Genomic DNA, 18,582 nt, shown 5'->3' on the forward strand with positions numbered 1-18,582 from the left:
GGACCGGCCCATGAGCGATCGCGACAGCAAGATCAACGAATACTTCGCGGGCTTTGTTGTCCGAAAGGATCTCGTAAAGGCCGTGAAGGGCAACGCCATCGTGCCCACCTACGTGCTGGAATATCTGCTAGGGCAGTATTGCGCGACGGACGATGAGGCATCGATCCAGACGGGCATCGAGACGGTCAAGGACATCCTGCGCAAGCACTATGTTCACCGCAGCGAGGCTGGCCTCATCCAATCCACCATCCGGGAGCGCGGCCGTTACAAGGTAATTGACCAAATCAGCGTATCGCTCAACGAGAAGACCGACAGCTACGAGGCGGTGTTTGAGAACCTCGGGATCAAGAAAGTCGCCGTCGACAGCAACACGGTCAAGACACATCCGAAGCTGCTTGTGACCGGCGTGTGGTGTATTGCCGATGTGCAGTATGAATTTTCTGAGGAGGCGCGGGTTTCGCCCTGGATTCTGGAAACGATCAAGCCGATCCAGATCGCCAAGGTTGACTATGAGCAATATCGGGACGTTCGCCGGGCCTTCACCACGGACGAGTGGATCGACCTACTCATGCAGAGCATTGGTTTCCGACCCGAAGCCTTTGGGCGCCGGAGCAAGCTGCTGCAATTGCTGCGCCTCATTCCCTTCGTCGAGCGGAACTACAATCTGATTGAACTGGGGCCGAAAGGAACGGGCAAGTCGCACGTCTACTCGGAATTCTCCCCGCACGGCCAGTTGATCTCAGGCGGTGAGATTACGGTTCCCAAACTCTTCGTGAACAACTCGAACGGCCGTATCGGTTTGGTTGGTTACTGGGATGTGGTTGCTTTCGACGAGTTCGCTGGACGGGAGAAGACCGCGAACAAGGCGCTGGTCGACATCATGAAGAACTACATGGCCAACAAAACATTTTCCCGTGGGGTGAACCCCATGGGGGCAGAGGCCAGCTTCTCCTTCGTCGGCAATACGGACCACAACGTGCCCTATATGCTGAAGAACAGCGACCTCTTCGAGGCATTGCCTAGCCAGTTCCATGACTCGGCTTTCATCGACCGCTTGCACGCCTATCTGCCAGGCTGGGAAATCGACGTCATCCGCGGCGAAATGTTCACGACGGGCTATGGCTTCATCGTCGACTACCTCGCCGAAATCCTGCGCCATCTACGCTCCGAAGACTACTCCAACCGGGTTCAGCAGTATTTCAAGATCAGCGAGAAGATCTCGGAGCGGGACCGCACAGCGATCTCCAAGACCATGTCAGGCCTCCTCAAGCTGATCTTTCCGGATGGCAGCCAAACAGAGGCTGAAGTCGAGGAATTGCTCCGTCTCGCCTTGGAAAGCCGGAAGCGGGTCAAGGACCAGCTTGCACGTATCGACAGCACCTACCCGGAAGTGGACTTCCATTACATTGGCGCCGACGGCGTCAAGCGCCGCGTGACCACCGTGGAGGAAGAGGAGTATCCGCAGTTCTATCACACAAAAGGCACCGGTGGTCGGGACGAGCAGGAAGATACCTTGCTCGATATCCCTGTGGCATCTCCTTCGAATGAGCGGAAAGAGTGGGCCGTTCCCGTTACGGTATCGGCGCACGCAGCAGGTCAAAGCTCAATCGCGCCTGCGGAAGGCCATTTCGTCTATGCCGAAAATCGCAAGGGTGTCAGTTATGACAAGCTCTTTGGTCAGTATATTGACGGAGCCTCTCTTGTCGTCGTGACTGATCCATACATTCGGCTCTTCTATCAGATCCGGAATATGATGGAATTCGTGGAGATGCTAATCCGCCGAAAGCGGCCCGAGGATCAGGTACGGGTTCATCTCGTTACGGCGCCAGACGATGGCAATCTGTCGCGTCAAAGAGAGCTTCTCGATTCCATCAAGGCAGCCTGCACTGGCTCCGGAGTAGAATTTAGCTGGGCCCTCGACACGTCTGGAACAGCTCATGCTCGCGATATCGTCACTGATACCGGGTGGAAAATCGTACTTGATCGCGGGCTCGACATTTTTCAGCCACCGATCAAGACGGAAGGCTTTTCACTTGGCGATCGCTTACAGGACCACCGGGTGATCAAGGGGTTCTATGTGACCTATGTGAGGGTTGCAGGTGAAAGGAGCACGGCCATCGCCCTAGTTTCAGGAGATGAAGCAGCCCATAGCACATGAGTGCTTTGGGGCCGTTCGCGGGCAGTCCGCTTCAAGTGGGAAGAACTGGAAAGCGGACAGAGTTCTATCGGATCGAGGGCAAGGCCGGTGCGCTCGCATCGGCGTCTCAAAGTAGCCGCGAGTTGAAATGCTGTACGTCGACAAGTTATTGTGGTGGCGCATACGGGTAAAACCGGCCAGAATGCGATGAATCAAAGTCTACGCCGCCCGACTTGCAACGGGATTGGCATGCACTGACAAGGCGACGGTGAGGATGCTGCGGGGCGCATGATAAACATTATCGACCATTTCGGAGGACGAGTCACTACCATTTCGATTGACATGGACATCACCGTCGAATCCAAGTTGCACGTCTGCCTCGCGCAGCTTCCGAAGCCCCCGCAAGACGCGATAACTAACGATGCCAGCCGGCCTGTTGCGGTCGCCGCAGCGACACAGTTGCTAACCGGAGGCGGTGGCCATGCTGGAGCTGCACTTAGCGAGATGGCGCCGGGCAATGAAACTGTGCTTGTCGCATTTCCCGAGTTCGCCTTTGGCTCGGTCGATTGGGAAGCGCTCGACGTGGCGATCCGCGCCTCCGCGCGCCCGTTAATCGTATTGGGCGGGTTCGGCGCGACCGCTGGAAGTTGGTTGACGGAATGGGCAGGCCTTGAGACTGGAGACGGTCAGACTCGACGCCGACTGGCTTGGGATCAGGCAGGTGACGGCATTGGCGACATACGCCGGGTCAATGGCGGCTGGTGCTGGGTGCACGTCCCTGGCGAGACCCATTGCATCGCCTATCTGAAGACCGTCGCTGAGCAGAATGTTGAGGCCGTGGTGCTACCCGACTTGCAGTTCGGCCGCTGGATCACGCATCTACGCTTCAATGACGTTGATCTGTTCCCCTTGATCTGCGCCGACATACTGCAGTTGCCGGGCGACCATCCCGACAGCGCACAGGCCCGCATTGTTGAGGCTCTCAGGGATGTGCCGGGAGACCGACCGGCGATGGTGGTCGGATCGCTGCTCCAGCACGGCTATAACATCAACTGGGTGCGCGCAATCGAATCGCTGCTAGTGCATGTCCTGGCCGGGCGGCGCGGATTGGTTGCGCTGGCAAACGTTGCTGATTCGAAGGTCTCGGCCGTCGAAGCCGAAGATCAGTGGCGTAGCCTAACCGGGGTTTTTGGTAAGTGGGACGAACTGACCAAGGGACAAGTCAATTTGCCCTGCGGGCGGCGGGTGATGACCACAGGCGTGGTCGGTGCGGTGATACGCCATTCGGACCCCGTGGTAACCATCGGCGCAGTTGATTGGGGACCTTATGGACCGGTCGACGGTAAATTTGTCTGGCACGCAGAGATGCTTTGTCCAATCCACCAGGCTGGATTGGTCGCCCCGCTCGCGCTACCGCCGCCTCCGCACGCCTGCGAGATCGGCAGATTCCTGCGCCGGCACCCCGGTGATTCCAGTTGGTCGCCGCGGCTACGCGATGGCAGTGCTGCCATTGCCGCGCATCTCGCAGCGGACGTTTCGCCCCGCGCGAAGCAGATCCTAAACGCGTTGTTACACGGCCCGAGTGGCAGCGCGGTGGACCCTGACTTGCTACACGAAATGGCGCAGCAGCAAGCAGCGGAGCACGGTCTGCACGCGTTGGCCACGCTGACCACAATCGAGGGGAATGGTTGGCAATCCGCTGCCGGTCAGCAAGGACAGTTGCGCCAGGACACCTCGGGCCGCCACCTCTTAGTCTGGCGCGATGCGCGCAAGACCAAGATGCAAATGCGGGCGGTTCTGAGCAACTGGCAGCAGCAGGCGGGCGAACACCCCGATCTTATCGTAATTGCGCAGTCGCATTTCGGAGACATTGACGAAGGCGCGGTTGTCGAAGCGCGGCGTGACGACTTCAGCGCCGCGCCACCGACTGCGGCTGGGGCCGGTGGCGGGCTGATGAACGAGCAATCGGATCACACCGCGCCCAGGGGACGTCGTCGCGTATCGGTCGTCAGCCTTGCAGCCGTCGCTTCGGTCTATGCGGACTATCAGGCGGGTGTCGATGAGATGCCGTTGGTCGACGCATTACAGGCACGTCTTAATGGAGCATTTGGGGCGATGGCATGAACGGTCCGGGAATTGACGTGTGCATTCAGGCACTCGAGCCGCTATGCGCGAAGGTTGCAATGTCGCGTCAAGTACAATTGCCGGGCCTTGCAGGCGTAGCGCAGCCGCCCGCCGGCGCCACCTTGTGGTCGAGCGGCTACGCGCGACTGCTGCTTTGGCCTGTCGCGACGAACCAGAGCGACATGATCGCGTGCGCCGCCGATGACGGCGAGGGTTGGCTCGATGCCCTGCTCGGCCAAACCGAGACGCCGTCCACTGTCCCACTCGATGGCTATCTAATCCTGGCCTTGCCGGCGGCGCCCACACCGGAGGCAGATGAGGGGGTTCGTAAGGTGGAACTCTCAGCGCGTATTTGCCGCAAGCATTTGGTCTGGCCATCATCCGCCGAAGCGCTTGCCGCGGGCGCCGGCCCCTGGGCGCGCATAGCCGATATCACCGCGCTTGGCCTGCCCGATGCCGCCACAGCCGCAGGGGACACGCTATATTGGCCGGAGATTGGCGATGCAGCAAATGCCCTTTGGCTGGAGCTGCAAGAAAAGGCGCGCCCGCGGTGGCACGCGCCGACGCCGAAGGGCCGATCCCGACAAGGGGCGCGGCATGACCGGCGTACGCATAAGCAAGATGAGCGTCGAAGCGTTCCGTGGCATCGGCACGCGCACCGAATTTGATTTCACATCGCCGTTGACATTGGTCTTCGCAGCAAACGGCACGGGCAAGACGACGATGTGCGAAGCAGCGGAGTGGCTGCTAACCGGCCAGGTCGAGCGGCTTCGCGACAAGTCGCATTTCGACCAGGCAGTACTGCTTCCCAAATTTTCCCATTCGGAGCGGGCACCGGTGGTTGACGCACAAATTCATCTCAGTGGCACCGCGCAGCGCTTGCAGCGCATTGTTGCGCAAGGTGCGACTCAGGCTCGCATGGCGGGCGCGGATGGTGCGCTCGGAGCGGTTATCGGCCTCAACGACATGCTCAGCCGCCTCGCGCCCGCAGCCGCGGCTGCGGAGTCGCACCACCTACGAGCGATTCCGCTTCGCCAAGGATGGCTTCGTGGCACCCGATTTCTCTCCGCCGAAGCATTGGCAACTCTCGTCGATTCGGACGATGGCACAGTAGAACGGCGTAAAGACGTGTTCGCGGACTTGCTTGGCATTCGGCACCTGCTCGAGGCCGAGAAGCTTGCCGAGCGGTATGTTGCGGAGATAGGTAGCCGCGAGCGCCTCCTCGCACAGACCGTCTCAGGACGTGAAGAGGAGATCGTGCGGCTCACAGTCGAACTCGAAAGCGCGCCGCCAACTTCAATTTCGTCGGCCGCTGTTGAAGTCGCCGCCGCCGAACATCGTCTCGGGCTAAGTGCAGGATCGGAGGACGGACCTCAAGCGTCGCTCGGTGCGCGGATCGAAGCGCTCGACGTCGAGCGGCACAGGCGTCAGCATAATCTGGTAATGCGCCGCGATGCCATCGATGCTTCCGTCGTCCGCTGGCCCGAGCGCGCGCAGCTTGTCACCGCTATCGCCGCGCTCGATGCCGAACATCCTACGCTTGCCGACAAAGTTGCCGAGATCGTCCTGGAGGGTCAAAAAGCCGGCGCTGCCGTCGCCGCCGCCAGTACCCGGTGCGACACACTCAAGGAGCAGAGGCGAGCACTCGAGGCAGCGCGGACCGGGTTAACTCAGCTAGTTCGACCCTTTTACAGCGCGCTCTCGAACATGGCGAGCGCAGCGAATTTGACCGGAGATGAAACTCTCGACGAGCTGTTCCAGATATTGCCGCAGGCTAAGCAAAGCGCGAATTCAATCGGCGCGCTTCGAGCTGAAGTCGCTGCCGCGATCACCGAGGTGCGCGCCGGAAACGACGCGGATCATCGCATCGCGCTCTTGCGTGAACAACTGATCGATGCCGCCACCAAGGTCATGCCAGAGGAAATTTTGGCCAATCTGCGGGTCGAGGCGGATCGACTCGAAGCCGAAGCGCTGCGCGCCGATCAACTCCACAATGCGACGGCCGGCCCCCTCGCCAGGTTGCAAACCGCGGGCCGCGAGCTGCTCGGCCATCAGCATGCCAACGGCGCAAGTGAGTGCCCTTTGTGCAGCCATGACTGGAAATCTGCAGACTCGCTTCGCGAAGCGATAGCCGCAACGCTCGCGGTGGTACCTGAGGTAGAGAAGCTCGCGCAGCAGGCCGCTGCCACAGCCAGCGAAGCAGCGCGGCTGGCTCGCACACGACTTGAGGAGGCCCAGCGTCAATCCGCGCAGTATAAGCGCCTCCGCGCGGAACTCGACAGCCTCGAGCTTGCGGCTGATGCTAGTGCGCGCCGCCTCGCGCGGCTCGGCATTAGCGACCCCGACCATATCACTGGGCTCAAAGCGCTCGATAATTCGCTTATCGCCGCAGCTTCATTATCGCTATTGCTCGCCGAGCGCGACCGGGTATCGACCACGCTGCCTGGTTCCGACGTTCCGCTACTCGGTGAGGGAACAACTCTGCGGACGCTCGAGGCGAACATCGAGGGGCCAATCCATGCGCGCGAAGCGGCAGTGCGAGATGAACTAGCCAGTGCCGAGATCATGCTGGCCGAGCATACTCTACTGCGCGACGGGCTACGTAAGGATCATGCGGTCGCCAGCGAGGCAGTCCGCGCTAACCGAGACGAACAAGCCCGACTTCTACAGGAGCTTGAGAAGCTACGGCAGGTTTGGCGTGTCGCCGCACTTGGCGCGGATTGGAGCGCAGAAAATCTTGCCATGTGCCGCGACTGGGTCCGGAGCGAACAGGCGCTGCTCGAGGATATTGCGTCGCGGACTGTCGCGGCCCAAACAGCCTGGAACACGGAGGCGCGGCGCATGCGGCTTGAGACGTTGCGGCGTGAAGTCGCCCCGCTGAGGAACCGGCTCGCATATCTCGCCGACCGCATCAATGCTGCGCGGCAGGCAAGTACACGTTTCCACGACAGCTATGTCCAAGTGAGCGGCCGGCAGATTGAGGACCTTGGCAGGGTTGTGAATCCGCTGTTTGCCCGTATGCACGCGAATCGCGTTTTTGATCGCATCCAGCTCGGTCAGGTCGAAAATCCACTGCGTTGGCTGGCCGACGCCGGCAGTCAGGAAATGGATCCCGGCAAGGACTTCAGTCAAGGACAGCGGCAGGATCTGGCGCTTGCTTTGTTCCTAGCGCGTGCGCGCAGTCTCGGCGGTACATTTTTCCTCGACGAGCCGGTCACCCATCTCGACGACCTCAACCGGGTCGGCCTGCTCGACATCTTCCGAGCTACGGTCCTCGAGAGTAGTCGGTCGCTCAACCTAGTGATCACCACCGCCAGTAAACCGCTAGCTCGGCATCTCATCGAGAAATTCGGCCGTCTCGCCCCCGTCGAGACGACCGAGGGGCGCGTTGCGCCGCTGCGGGTTATCGAGCTTGATGGCAATGGTCGGACGGGGATCACCTCGAAAAGCGTCTATCCTTTTGGCGGCTAAGTCGCACCTGCCCAGAAGATGTGTTTCATTCGGTCAATAGCTGCCGCCGCTGACCTTGCCCCCAAGTTTTATCCAGTTTTGAGTTCGCTCCAGCGGTTTTTGGTTGCTGTTGTTGGTTCGGTAGCGGCGGGTTGCGGTGCGGAGCCATTTCGGCTGCGCAGCACCGCATCACGTCGCGGGTTGAGTGTCTGAGCGAATTCGGCCGGTGTCAGCCAGCCAAGGCCTGAATGCGGGCGTTGATCGTTGTAATCGCTACGCCAGTTTGAAAGCGCAGACCGGGCGTGAAGCAAGCGACGAGAACAGAGTTTCATTCAAGAACTCGTCTCGCAGCCGCCCGTTGAAGCTTTCGATAAAGCGTTCTGGATCGGCTTGCCAGGCGCAATGTAATGCCAGTCAACCTTGGTCCGGTCCGCCCATTGCAGGATCGCGTTGCTGGTGAACTCGCTGCCGTTGTCGCTGACGATCATCCTCGGCTTGCCGCGCTCCTCGATAATCCGGTCAAGCTCCCGTGCGATGCGAAGACCGGAAAGCGATGTATCGGCGACGAGCGCCAGGCACTCCCTCGCGCAATCATCGACGACGGTCAGAATCCGCAACCTGCGCCCATCGGTGAACTGATCCGACACGAAGTCCAGCGACCAACGATCATTGGCCACCATCGGCACCAGCATCGGCGCTCGCGTGCCTATCGCTCGCTTGCGACCGCCGCGCTTGCGCACCCTCAGTTTCTCCTCCCGATAGAGCCGGAAGAGCCTCTTGTGGTTCACGACGTGACCCTCCCACCGGAGCAGCACATCAATGCGTCGAGATCCGAAGCGGCGACGTTCACGCGCCAACGCCTTCATTCGCTCGCGAAGCTCATTCGCGCCTGGTCTCGTAACGGACCGTCATTCGGCAAAACCAATGGCTTTACACGCCCGCCGTTCGCTCATCTCATGATGGCTCATCAGATGCGCGACAGCTTTCCGCTTGGACGCGGGCGTCACCACTTCTTTCCCAAAAGGTCTTTCAAGGCAGCATTGTCGAGCATCGCGGCAAAGCTCCGATGTGATTAGGCATGGAATAAGGACCCCGCATTTGGGGTGATCGGCGTCCAAACGGGACCCCCATCTGCGATGGGGTTACAACAGCCTCCGGTTTCATCGGAGGCTTTTTGTTTGGATGCTTATTGTGGAAACAATTCTGAAGATACGACGGCTGGCCCATGTGCAAGGCAAGTCGATCAAGGCGATCTGCCGGGAGTTGGGCATATCGCGGAAAGTGGTGCGGAAGGTTTTGCGCACCGATGAGACGGAGTTCAAATACGAGCGAGCCCGTCAACCTCAGCCGAAGCTCGGACCATGGCGCGAACAACTCGATCGGATATTGCTTGCCAATGAGGCCAAGGCTTCCCGCGAGCGCCTGACGCTGATCCGGATATACGAGGATTTACGCGACCTCGGCTATGAAGGCGGTTACGACACCGTTCGGCGTTATGCGAGGACATGGTCGAAAGAGCGCGGGGCCGTGACGGCGGAAGCCTATGTCCCGCTTTATTACGCGCCCGGCGAAGCCTACCAGTTCGACTGGAGCCACGAGATTGTCGTACTGAACGGCGTGACGACAACGGTGAAGGTGGCTCATGTCCGGCTTTGCCACAGCCGAATGATGTTTGTGAGGGCCTATCCGCGAGAGACGCAGGAGATGGTCTTCGACGCCCATGACAAGGCGTTCGCGTTCTTCGGCGGAGCCTGCACGCGCGGCATCTATGATAATATGAAGACGGCGGTGGAGACGGTCTTCGTTGGCAAGGAACGGCAATATAACCGTCGTTTCCTGCAGATGTGCAGCCATTTCCTTGTCGAGCCGGTGGCCTGCACGCCGGCGTCCGGCTGGGAGAAGGGCCAGGTCGAGAACCAGGTCAATCTGGTGAGAGAGCGCTTCTTCACCCCACGTCTGCGCTTCAAATCCTACGATGAGCTGAACGGCTGGCTGCTGGACAAGTGCATCAGCTATGCCCGCGCCCATAAGCATGTCGATCAGACGGAGCACACGATCTGGGAGGTGTTCGATGCGGAGCGGCCGCATATGATCAGTTATCCCGGCAAGTTCGATGGCTTCCACGCCGTCCAGGCCTCGATCGGCAAGACCTGCCTCGTGCGTTTCGACAACAACAAATACTCGGTGCTGTCCACCGCGGTCGGTCGCCCGGCAGAGGTACATGCCTATGCCGACCGCATCGTCATCCGGCAAGATGGCATCGAGATCGGTCAGCACGACCGCTGCTTCGGCCGCGGCGAGACGATCTATAATCCATGGCATTACGTTCCGGTCCTGACCCGCAAGCCGGGAGCCCTACGCAACGGCGCCCCGTTCCATGACTGGGTTTTGCCCGCCGCCATGGAGAAGGTGCGCCGCCGGTTGAAGGCCATGCATGACGGCGACCGGCAGATGGTGGCGATCCTGGAATGTGTCGGTGAGGCCGGGCTTCCCACCGTTGAAGCAGCCTGCCAGGAGGCGCTCGATCAGGGCGTGTTCTCATCCGCCGTCATCATCAACATTCTGGCCCGTAAGCGTGATCCGCAACCGGCCGCCATCCTTTCCATTCCCGATGCGCTTCGCCTGACCCATGAGCCTCTGGCCGATTGCGCACGTTACGACAGCCTCAGGAGGGCAAGCTGATATGGAACGATCCCAAATCCTCGACATGATGGGCACGCTGAAGCTGTTTGGCATGCGCAGCGCATACGACGAGACAATGGCTTCCGGCATCAAACGCCAGCATGAACCGCCCCGTATTGTCGGTGACTTGTTGCAGTCAGAGATTGCTGAGAAGCAGGCCCGGTCGATCAAATACCAGATCGCCATCGCCAAATTGCCGCTGGCCAAGGATATCAACGACTTTGACTTCACCGATACACCGGTCAATGAAGGGTTAGTGCGCCAGCTCGCGACCGGGGCGTTCCTCGCCGAGCAACACAATGTTGTTCTGGTCGGCGGGACCGGCACAGGGAAGTCCCATCTGTCCATCGCGCTTGCCCGTGCTCTTATCCGCAACGGAGCGCGGGGCCGGTTCTTCAATGTTGTCGATCTCGTCAATCGGCTTGAGACAGAAGCACGCAATGGCAAACAGGGGCGGCTTGCCGACTTCATCACCAGGCTCGACTTCGTCATCATGGACGAACTCGGCTATCTCCCGTTCGCTCAGGCCGGCGGCCAGCTTCTCTTCCATTTGATCAGCAGGCTTTACGAGCGGACGTCGGTCATCGTCACGACCAACCTAGCCTTCGGAGAATGGCCCGCTGTGTTCGGCGACGCCAAGATGACCGCCGCTCTTCTCGACAGGCTCACCCACCATTGCGAGATCCTGGAAACCGGAAATGAATCCTGGCGCTTCAAAAACCGCTCTCAAAGCTAAAGCCGAAAAGACAACCAACCCGCGCCCGCAGGCCCCTGCGCTAAATGAAAAGCTCCGGGCCTACGCGCGCTGACCCTATGCAACCAGAGGCAGGGGTCACTTTTGGGAGCCGATAAGGGGTCCCGTTACCAAGCCGATTGACAAGCTCCGAGACCGGCGTGCCTGCCTCCTGCTCCTTCAATATGCCGATGATCTGTTCGTCTGTGAAACGATTGCGCTTCATCCTCTGGTCCTCTCAGTGGGCCAGAGCTTACTTCAAAATGGATTATTTCAACGGGGCAAGGTCACCGCTATTGCCCGAAGCGGTCATTCTGGACTGACCCCGAAAGGCTGAGATGAAGTGGGAAGCGGGCGGTCAAGTGCTGCTTGACCGCGGCGACAGCTCGCAGGCTAAGATCGGAGTTTTGCCGACGTCTTGTGATGAGGCGGGAGATATTCGCGAGCAGGTGCAATTTTTACTTGAGAGCATCACGGAATAACCACTGCAATCCAAACAGCACTGTTCCGCTCAGGCCAACCGTTAGCACCCAAGCGATTATTTGCACCGCAAATGTGCGCCAACGTGGTGTTATCAGCTTTTCTTCAATGATTAACGGCTTAGTCCACCTTAGCCATCCAAGTCGTATCCTGTCGCCAAGAGTGGGATCGCCATCAATCGAGGTGCACTGAAGGTAGGACATCAGGCAGCGCCAGTGCCTCTCGATTCTAGGAGGCACCACAAGCCAAGGCGGCGCTCTCAGCGGGGACGGATCGGCCATGAATTCAAGAACGATCGTCGATTCTTGCGGCCGGAAATTCTCCGTTATTGCAGGGGCTAAGGTCACAATCACCGCTCCATTGTCGCCGCGTTGGTATGTAAGCGATGCACCGCGTTCAATAAGAAGTCGTCGACGCAGGGACGGCAGACCGTCCTCCTGGGCCACGAGCTCTTTGACACCTTCAAACGGTCGTTGACCGTAAAACACCTCAACAGTGCGATCGTCTATCCCGCCGTCCCGTCCTTTTGGCGCGACGTTAAAACCGTATAATCCGGCCATATAACTGTGCCGAGTGTCACTAGCGGCGACTTCGGAAAACCAATCCGCGGAATGGCACGCGAACCACTTAAAGTACTCGAGACGACGCAGTCTGCTTTTCATTATGCTCGAATTCCCAGCATTATCGTTCACATACATATTCATCTCCATACAGGATGAGTTCCCACTTGACACTACCAGTTGCTAGGAGATTGAAGTCGCTGGCCTGTTCCGTGGAGCCGAGATGTTTACGTTGTATTCAACATCTCGAACATGGTCCTCGTTTGCCCAGAAGCGGCTATCGGCGGCATGAAAGGCAAACCTCCGCAATGGGATCGAATTGCAGCAATGTCTGCTGTTGGCGCACAGGCGACGTGACGCCGCCGCGAGCGATGTCTGCTTTAATGAAGCGCCAGACGGCTTCTATGTCCGACATGCAGTCGCAAAGCTGCCTTGCGCTTTCTGTCTGTGCCAACGCATACTTGACCTCCGAAAGCGGAAATTATTGCCGCTTGCCCGCCCTGTTGACTGATGCCCAAAGCCAGGGCACAAAGGTGGCATCCACGGTCGCTCGCGATGGGAAAACAGAGGGAATTTCAGGGCTTTTCCCTTAAGCCTTTGAAATCATGTGAGAATCCAAGATCCCCAGGCAAGCGATTTTGGAATATATTTTTGCTGTTTAGAAGCTGCCATTCCCCACTGAAAAATGACGTCTTTACAGCTACTTGGTACAATTTTGAGTCAGAAACTATGTGACGTTCTCCAGATCCCGAGAACGTCCAGAGCTCAGTAAAAGACGGCTGGGGACCGTATTCGGCTGCCTCAAAAAGGGGCCTCCACCAACGGCAGTGTTGGGGCCGACATCAGGCTGACGCTCCCAATGTTACAGAGCGGAAAGCAGATGTAACCGCAAAGGTCTCAAACGGGCTCAAAGCTGATCTTTTGTCATTGTCCACGCTGTGCGATGACACCACATCGCACAGTCAAAACTGACGTTCGCGACGAGCAACTATCGGCCGAACACAAGCTCTGGCACAACCACTTCCCAAACATCTCGGTGAAGGTGCACCCGGAACTCTTCCTGACTGTCGGCCTTGCGCCAGCGCACGATGGCACCGACCTCGCCGCGGAGGAAGTTGAGTCCTTCAGGAGGTGACCAGCTTTTGGCCATGCGTCCGAGAGTTTGCCCCCGAGCATCCCGCATTATCCAAGTGAGGCCATCGCGCACGATCTGAAGTGGGGCTCCTTCCTTTGCCGCCGAGATTGCGACAAGCGAGGGATGATCCGGCCCGAGACGCCCGGCCCACGACAGGTCCACGGTCTTGAGGTTCGGCACTTGGTACAGCACAGCCGCAGAATCGGCGGCATCAGAGATGTCTGGCGCGGCGCGGCGCAGCGCATATTCTGCGCCGTCCGGGAGGAACGGATGCTGTCCTTCGGCAATGATGGCAAGGCTACGTCGAGCTCTGGTCATGGCGACATAAAAGAGGCGGCGTGGCGCATCGGGATCCTCACCCTTTGAGGGCCGGTCCCAACCGCCATTCAGGATGACGACATCGTTGAACTCCAAGCCTTTCGATCGATGAGCCGTCAGCAGCAGCAGTGCGCGTTGATCGCTGCGCGCATCATGGGCCCACTCAGCGAACCACTCCACGAGGTCAGGCACGGGCATGGTTTTGTTCGCAAGCTCTTTCCCCAGCGCGGCGACGCCTTCGGCGATCAGATCCGTCCAGCGGTTGGACGGTATCGCGTTCAGCATGCCCACCAGATCACGGACGCCCAACAAACGTGTAGTATCGCGGCGCAGAACGTCGATGAACTGCTGCATTTCGCGCAGACGCCAGATGCTGGGCAGGCTCTCATTTGCCATCTCCACCGGAATGCCCAGCGTTTCGGCATAAGCGCGCACCGGAGCCAACCGCCGCCAGTCACGAGCTATTACCGCCGCACGCGACCAACTCCACTCCGGATCAAGGCGCGATAGGCGAACGAGTTCATCAACTGCGGTCATCGCCTGCGCCACATCCCCGGATGGGCAGTCCAGCACTTGTACCCGCCCACGGGCCACAGGATCGAGAGCCGCCATCTCTCCGCCTGGCGGCACCGTGCTGCGTTTGCGATCGATGGCAATGTCGTGGCCGGCTTTCATGCGGGCCGCGGCTGGTGCAACGACTGCGTTAGCGGCTGCAATGATGTGCTCAGTCGAGCGGTAGTTCTCGACCAGGAACATTGGTCGTGCATTATAGTCGGCCTCGAACTGGCGGATGAAGAGGATGGATGCCCCAGCGAAGGCGTAGATGTTCTGATCGTCGTCGCCCACTGCAAACAAGCTGAGCCGAAGCTCCTTATCGTCCAGTGAACGGCCTGCAACGGCGGAAATCAATGCATATTCCTCAGGGCCAATATCCTGATACTCGTCTACCAGAATCCAGCGATAGCCTTGAATTAGCGTATCGCGTTGTGCCTCGGCCTCAGTCTTGCTGAGTCCCTCGCCGTTCAACTGGCGCACTGCTTCCAAGACGATCCCGTCGAAGTCGTGGGACGTCTCGTTCGAAGTTCCGGCAAAGCTCGCGCCCACCAATCGCATCGCGAGGGCGTGGCAAGTGGATATGGTCACCGCAGTTGCGTCATCGCCAATCAGATGCCGCAGCCGGATACGTATCTCGGCGGCGGCATGCCGGTTGTAAGTCAGCACTAGGATGCCACGCGGGTCCTCGCGGCGGACACGGATTAGGTAGGCGATGCGGTGCACCAGAACGCGCGTCTTGCCCGAACCCGGTCCGGCAAGAACCAGGACGCTTGTCTGATCGCGATCGTCGGCGACGATCTCTTGCTGAACTGGATTCTTCAGCGCCTCAACGATCGCTTTCCACGAGCTGCCGGTGGTTTGACGCCGGATCTCACCGCCCTTGCCCGGCAGCCAGCGACGCAGAAAGGCGTCGCGCTCCAGCACGAAGTAGTCCTCCGACAACCGCAGGGCCTGATCCATCGCGGCAAGGCCCTTTTCGGCATAGGTTGCCATCACATGGGTTTGGATGGTCTGCTCGGAGTAGTGTTCCTCTAGGGGTGTAAAATCCTTCACGGTGAACTGGCCGCCCGAGGGGTTCAAATGGACCGTCATCGCCTGCCGGAAAATCGTCAGCCCTTTGCCCAGCGTTACCACCTCCTGCTCGTGCAACCACAGAAGTGCGCGCTCCATCAGTTTTGTCATGTCCTGAATACCGCTGCCGCGTAGTAGCGCGTCTCCTGTCAGGGCAGCGAGCAGATCACCCATCGTGGTTTCGACCTGGATATCCTTGCCGCGGCTGCCCTTTGGCAACCTTCCCAGAAGGTGTGCTAGCAACAGCTCGCCACCCTGCCGCCGCAGGTTTGCCGTCTGTTCCAATGCCTGCCAGGACCGTTGCAGCGTGACCATCAACGTGTTGCGCGAAGCCTTGCGCAAGCGCAAGTTGCCCTTGCCACCATCCTGATCGCGCCCGTCGCGGCCCATGCTGCGCAGCAGCTTTTCCACGATGTCGGGCCGCACGCCGCTGTGCCCCTGATTTCGGAGCGCCTGACAGGTTTCGGCCAGATGCAGGGGAATGCCTTCGGCACCTTCAGCATCGGGGGCTGCCTCACGCATCAGGGCGATCAGCGCCGTTTCAAGCCGCGCGACCTGCGCCAGACGCTGCTGGGAATGACCGTCGACTGCCACATGGACAAAGATCGTGACGACGACGTCGTTGCGGGCGATCCCGAGCGCCTCGAGATCGGCCAACGCCTTGTTCAGCATGCCCCCTGTTAATCCGCTGATCCCGGCCAGCTCGTCGGTGGAAATGCCCTGATTGGGCGGCGCGTTCATCAAGTGGCGCGTAATATCCAGAAGCTGCTTGCGACGGGTGCCGGTGATCGCGGCCTTGGCCAAGATGGCCTCGACTTCCTCCAGCTTGCGGATCCTGAGGGATGAGGGAAAGACCTGAACCTTGTTCTCCTCTCGGCTCAGCAGCGTGGCTTCCTCCAGCCAGGACACCGCTGTCTTCACCCTGGTGTCGTCGGTGTTGATGTCGCGCTCAAACTCCTGATCGCGTTCAGCTCGGACAACTTCGCCTGAGGTGGCCACCACGGTGCCGGTCTTCTTCGTCCGCTCGTCAAGTCGCCGCAGGGCCTTCAGGATCGCGCCGATTTCGTGCCGGGCAAGACGCGAGCGAGCCGAAAGCGAGAACTGGCGCTCGACGTCCTCTTCGGCAAAGAGCAGCACGCAATTGGCATGAGCGCGGTCGCGGCCGGCCCGCCCGGCTTCCTGCAAGTAGTTTTCCAGTGATCCGGGAATGTCGCCATGGACCACCAGTCGGATGTCGGGTTTGTCGATCCCCATGCCGAAGGCGTTGGTCGCAGCGATTATTCGCAGTTCGCCGATGCGAAATCGTTCTTGAATGTCACGCTTCTCCTCGGACGTCAGCCCGGCGTGGAACCGTTCCGCAGACAGACCCTGCTGCTTGAGGAACTCGGCAACGCGCTGCGTCTCGCTGCGCGTGGCGCAATAGACCACGGCACCCGAAGCGCCCTCCTGTGGTAGCTTGGTCTCGATCACATCGAGGATGTCGGCCAGCTTGGTGCCCCGCTGCGTCGGCCGGACCTCGAAACTGAGATTGGTGCGCACTGCGCCACCGTCCAGCAGCAAAAGTTCGCATCCAAGCCGTGACTTGAAATGCTCTCGGATGTCACGCACCACTTCGGGTTTGGCGGTGGCGGTCAAGCAGAGCACTTGCGGGGGCGCTTCATCGCCCGAGGATTCCTTGATGAAGCGGCTGACATAGCGGTAGTCCGGTCGGAAATCGTGGCCCCATTTCGACACGCAATGCGCCTCGTCCAGCACCCACAACCCGATCGCGCGCTGCGCGAGAACCGATCGGACCGAGTTGCTGCGCAGTTGCTCGGGCGAGATCAGCAGCATTGCCGCCTCTCCCATGCGTACCCGGTCCAGCGCATCCTGCCGCTCAGGCATTGAAAGCATACCGTTGACGGTTACGGCAGAGGAGATTCCTGCCCGCGCCATACCCTGCACCTGATCGGCCATCAACGCGACCAGCGGCGAGATCACCACCGTCAGCGCTCCGGTCTTGTCGAACTTCGACAGGGCGGGGATCTGATAGCAAACCGATTTGCCGGTGCCGGTCGGCAGAATACCGAGGACGCTCGACCCGTGCATCGTCTCGTCAACGATCCGCTCCTGCAGGGGGCGGCCCATATCATCCACCGGCTGAGCGCGGAAGGCATCGAACCCGAACCAGCGCGACAACGCGCGGACCGGGTCGTTCTTCTCGCTACACCAGGTGCAATCCGGGCTTTTGCAATTGGCGTCGCGTAGGTGCCCTACGATCAGTGCAGCCTCGCGGAACTGCGCCCGTACCCAAGGTGGCATGACGGAATCCCCGCCCGCAACCAAGGTCCAGGACAAAGCATAGGCCATCGGCCAACCAAGCTGCGGGTTCGATAGGCGGTTCAGCGTCTGCTCGACCCGCCTCTCGCAGGCGCGCCCCGCCAGAAGCCGTGAGATCGCTTCTTTTGCCAGAAGAGAGTCGGGCGCAGGAGCACCGCGAACCTCTCGAAACACAGCGTCGAACCCGTCTGGGTTCTCCATTCTCGTAGCAAGGAAATGAAAGGCTGCAACGGCATCGGGTTGGTCGGCGTTCTGCTGGGTCAGAGCCGCGAGTTGATTGCGCAGTACCTGAAACACCAGTCGCGCATCCAGTTCAGGGTCATTGATATGGCCCGCTTGCAGGCGCCCGTCATGGTAGTGCTTGACCAGGTGGTGGTAGGGATTGCGCGGAAATGCGAGCGGATTGAGCCATAGAGTGTCTATCGGTGATCTAAGGATATTCGCCAGCCTGGGCCGCACCGCGAAAAGATGAGGCAAGTCATGTCGAAGTATGTTGTGGCCGAGCAGATGCACGCCGCCAGTTGCTTCTGCTTCCAGGCGCTCTAGGGCTGCCAGGAGATCGCGCTTTTTTGCCAGTATTGCGGGCCGAGCATCATCGCGCACCGCCGCAAAAGCGAAGATGCTGGCGGTTGCAGGATCAACTTCAAGGTCGATCGAAACGCAACGCTGTAGGAAGAATTGGAAGGGCTCAGACATATACAAAGAGTTTTATTCGCGTGATGAAACGATTAGCGATCATGGTCGCGCGTTTGGCGAAAGGTCAACGTTCAACTTGTGCTACACAAGAAGTTTGCCAGATGGCCACCTATCCAGCTCAGTTTTATAACGCGATCCTATATAGTGGCCACCGTCGCGACCGCCCCTGATATACATCACAGAGGGCATGTGCGCCGGAGTTCTTGGCGCGGTGGTAACCAGTCGCAAAGCAATATCCGCCCAATCCAGCATCTCTCCCCCATAGTACACAGTACTTCGATGCCAAGAGATAACGCGACGGACTGAGGACTCTGAAGGCGGG

At 59.6% G+C, this 18,582-nt stretch carries 8 protein-coding genes and 2 pseudogenes; 6 read left to right on the forward strand and 4 right to left on the reverse strand.

Going from position 1 to position 18,582, the window contains the following annotated elements; all coding sequences use genetic code 11:
* The first annotated feature begins 10 nt into the window (after positions 1-10).
* From brxL to MF410_RS15020, 4 genes are all read left to right on the forward strand, one after another.
* Positions 11-2,158 (forward strand): BREX system Lon protease-like protein BrxL, encoded by a 2,148-nt coding sequence (brxL, locus tag MF410_RS15005; protein ID WP_239619849.1) that lies wholly within the window; start codon positions 11-13, stop codon positions 2,156-2,158.
* Positions 2,159-2,425: 267 nt separating this feature from the next.
* Complete coding sequence (locus MF410_RS15010; protein ID WP_239619850.1) at positions 2,426-4,261, forward strand: ABC-three component system protein; 1,836 nt, start codon at positions 2,426-2,428, stop codon at positions 4,259-4,261.
* The gene (locus tag MF410_RS15015) at positions 4,258-4,929 is read left to right on the forward strand and encodes a hypothetical protein (protein ID WP_239619851.1); all 672 of its coding nucleotides are present in this window, start codon (positions 4,258-4,260) and stop codon (positions 4,927-4,929) included. The genes MF410_RS15010 and MF410_RS15015 overlap by 4 nt, the downstream gene beginning before the upstream one ends.
* A complete protein-coding gene (locus MF410_RS15020; protein ID WP_239619852.1) occupies positions 4,859-7,732 on the forward strand; it encodes an AAA family ATPase in 2,874 nt (957 codons plus the stop codon). Before MF410_RS15015 ends, MF410_RS15020 begins: the two co-directional genes overlap by 71 nt.
* 68 nt (positions 7,733-7,800) lie before the next feature.
* Here the strand turns inward: MF410_RS15020 and MF410_RS15025 are convergent.
* Positions 7,801-8,762 (reverse strand): annotated as a pseudogene (locus tag MF410_RS15025) (IS3 family transposase); the annotation flags it as partial.
* Positions 8,763-8,893: 131 nt separating this feature from the next.
* Here MF410_RS15025 and istA point away from each other — a divergent pair.
* Positions 8,894-10,393: an IS21 family transposase gene (gene istA, locus MF410_RS15030; protein WP_222135254.1), complete on the forward strand. Its 1,500-nt coding sequence runs from the start codon at positions 8,894-8,896 to the stop codon at positions 10,391-10,393.
* A 1-nt stretch (position 10,394) separates the two neighbouring features.
* Positions 10,395-11,129, forward strand: a complete 735-nt coding sequence (gene istB / locus MF410_RS15035) for an IS21-like element helper ATPase IstB (protein WP_222135253.1) — start codon at positions 10,395-10,397, stop codon at positions 11,127-11,129.
* A 142-nt stretch (positions 11,130-11,271) separates the two neighbouring features.
* Here istB and MF410_RS15040 read toward each other — a convergent pair.
* The 3 genes and pseudogenes from MF410_RS15040 to MF410_RS15050 form a co-directional block, all read right to left on the reverse strand.
* Positions 11,272-11,352, reverse strand: a pseudogene (locus MF410_RS15040) (transposase); the annotation flags it as partial.
* A 232-nt stretch (positions 11,353-11,584) separates the two neighbouring features.
* The gene (locus tag MF410_RS15045; protein ID WP_239619853.1) at positions 11,585-12,304 is read right to left on the reverse strand and encodes a hypothetical protein; all 720 of its coding nucleotides are present in this window, start codon (positions 12,302-12,304) and stop codon (positions 11,585-11,587) included.
* An 850-nt stretch (positions 12,305-13,154) separates the two neighbouring features.
* Positions 13,155-18,260, reverse strand: a complete 5,106-nt coding sequence (locus MF410_RS15050) for a RecQ family ATP-dependent DNA helicase (protein WP_239619854.1) — start codon at positions 18,258-18,260, stop codon at positions 13,155-13,157.
* Positions 18,261-18,582 lie beyond the last annotated feature (322 nt).

It is taken from the genome of Rhizobium sp. C104, assembly GCF_022354505.1.
Classification (GTDB): Bacteria; Pseudomonadota; Alphaproteobacteria; order Rhizobiales; family Rhizobiaceae; genus Rhizobium; species Rhizobium redzepovicii.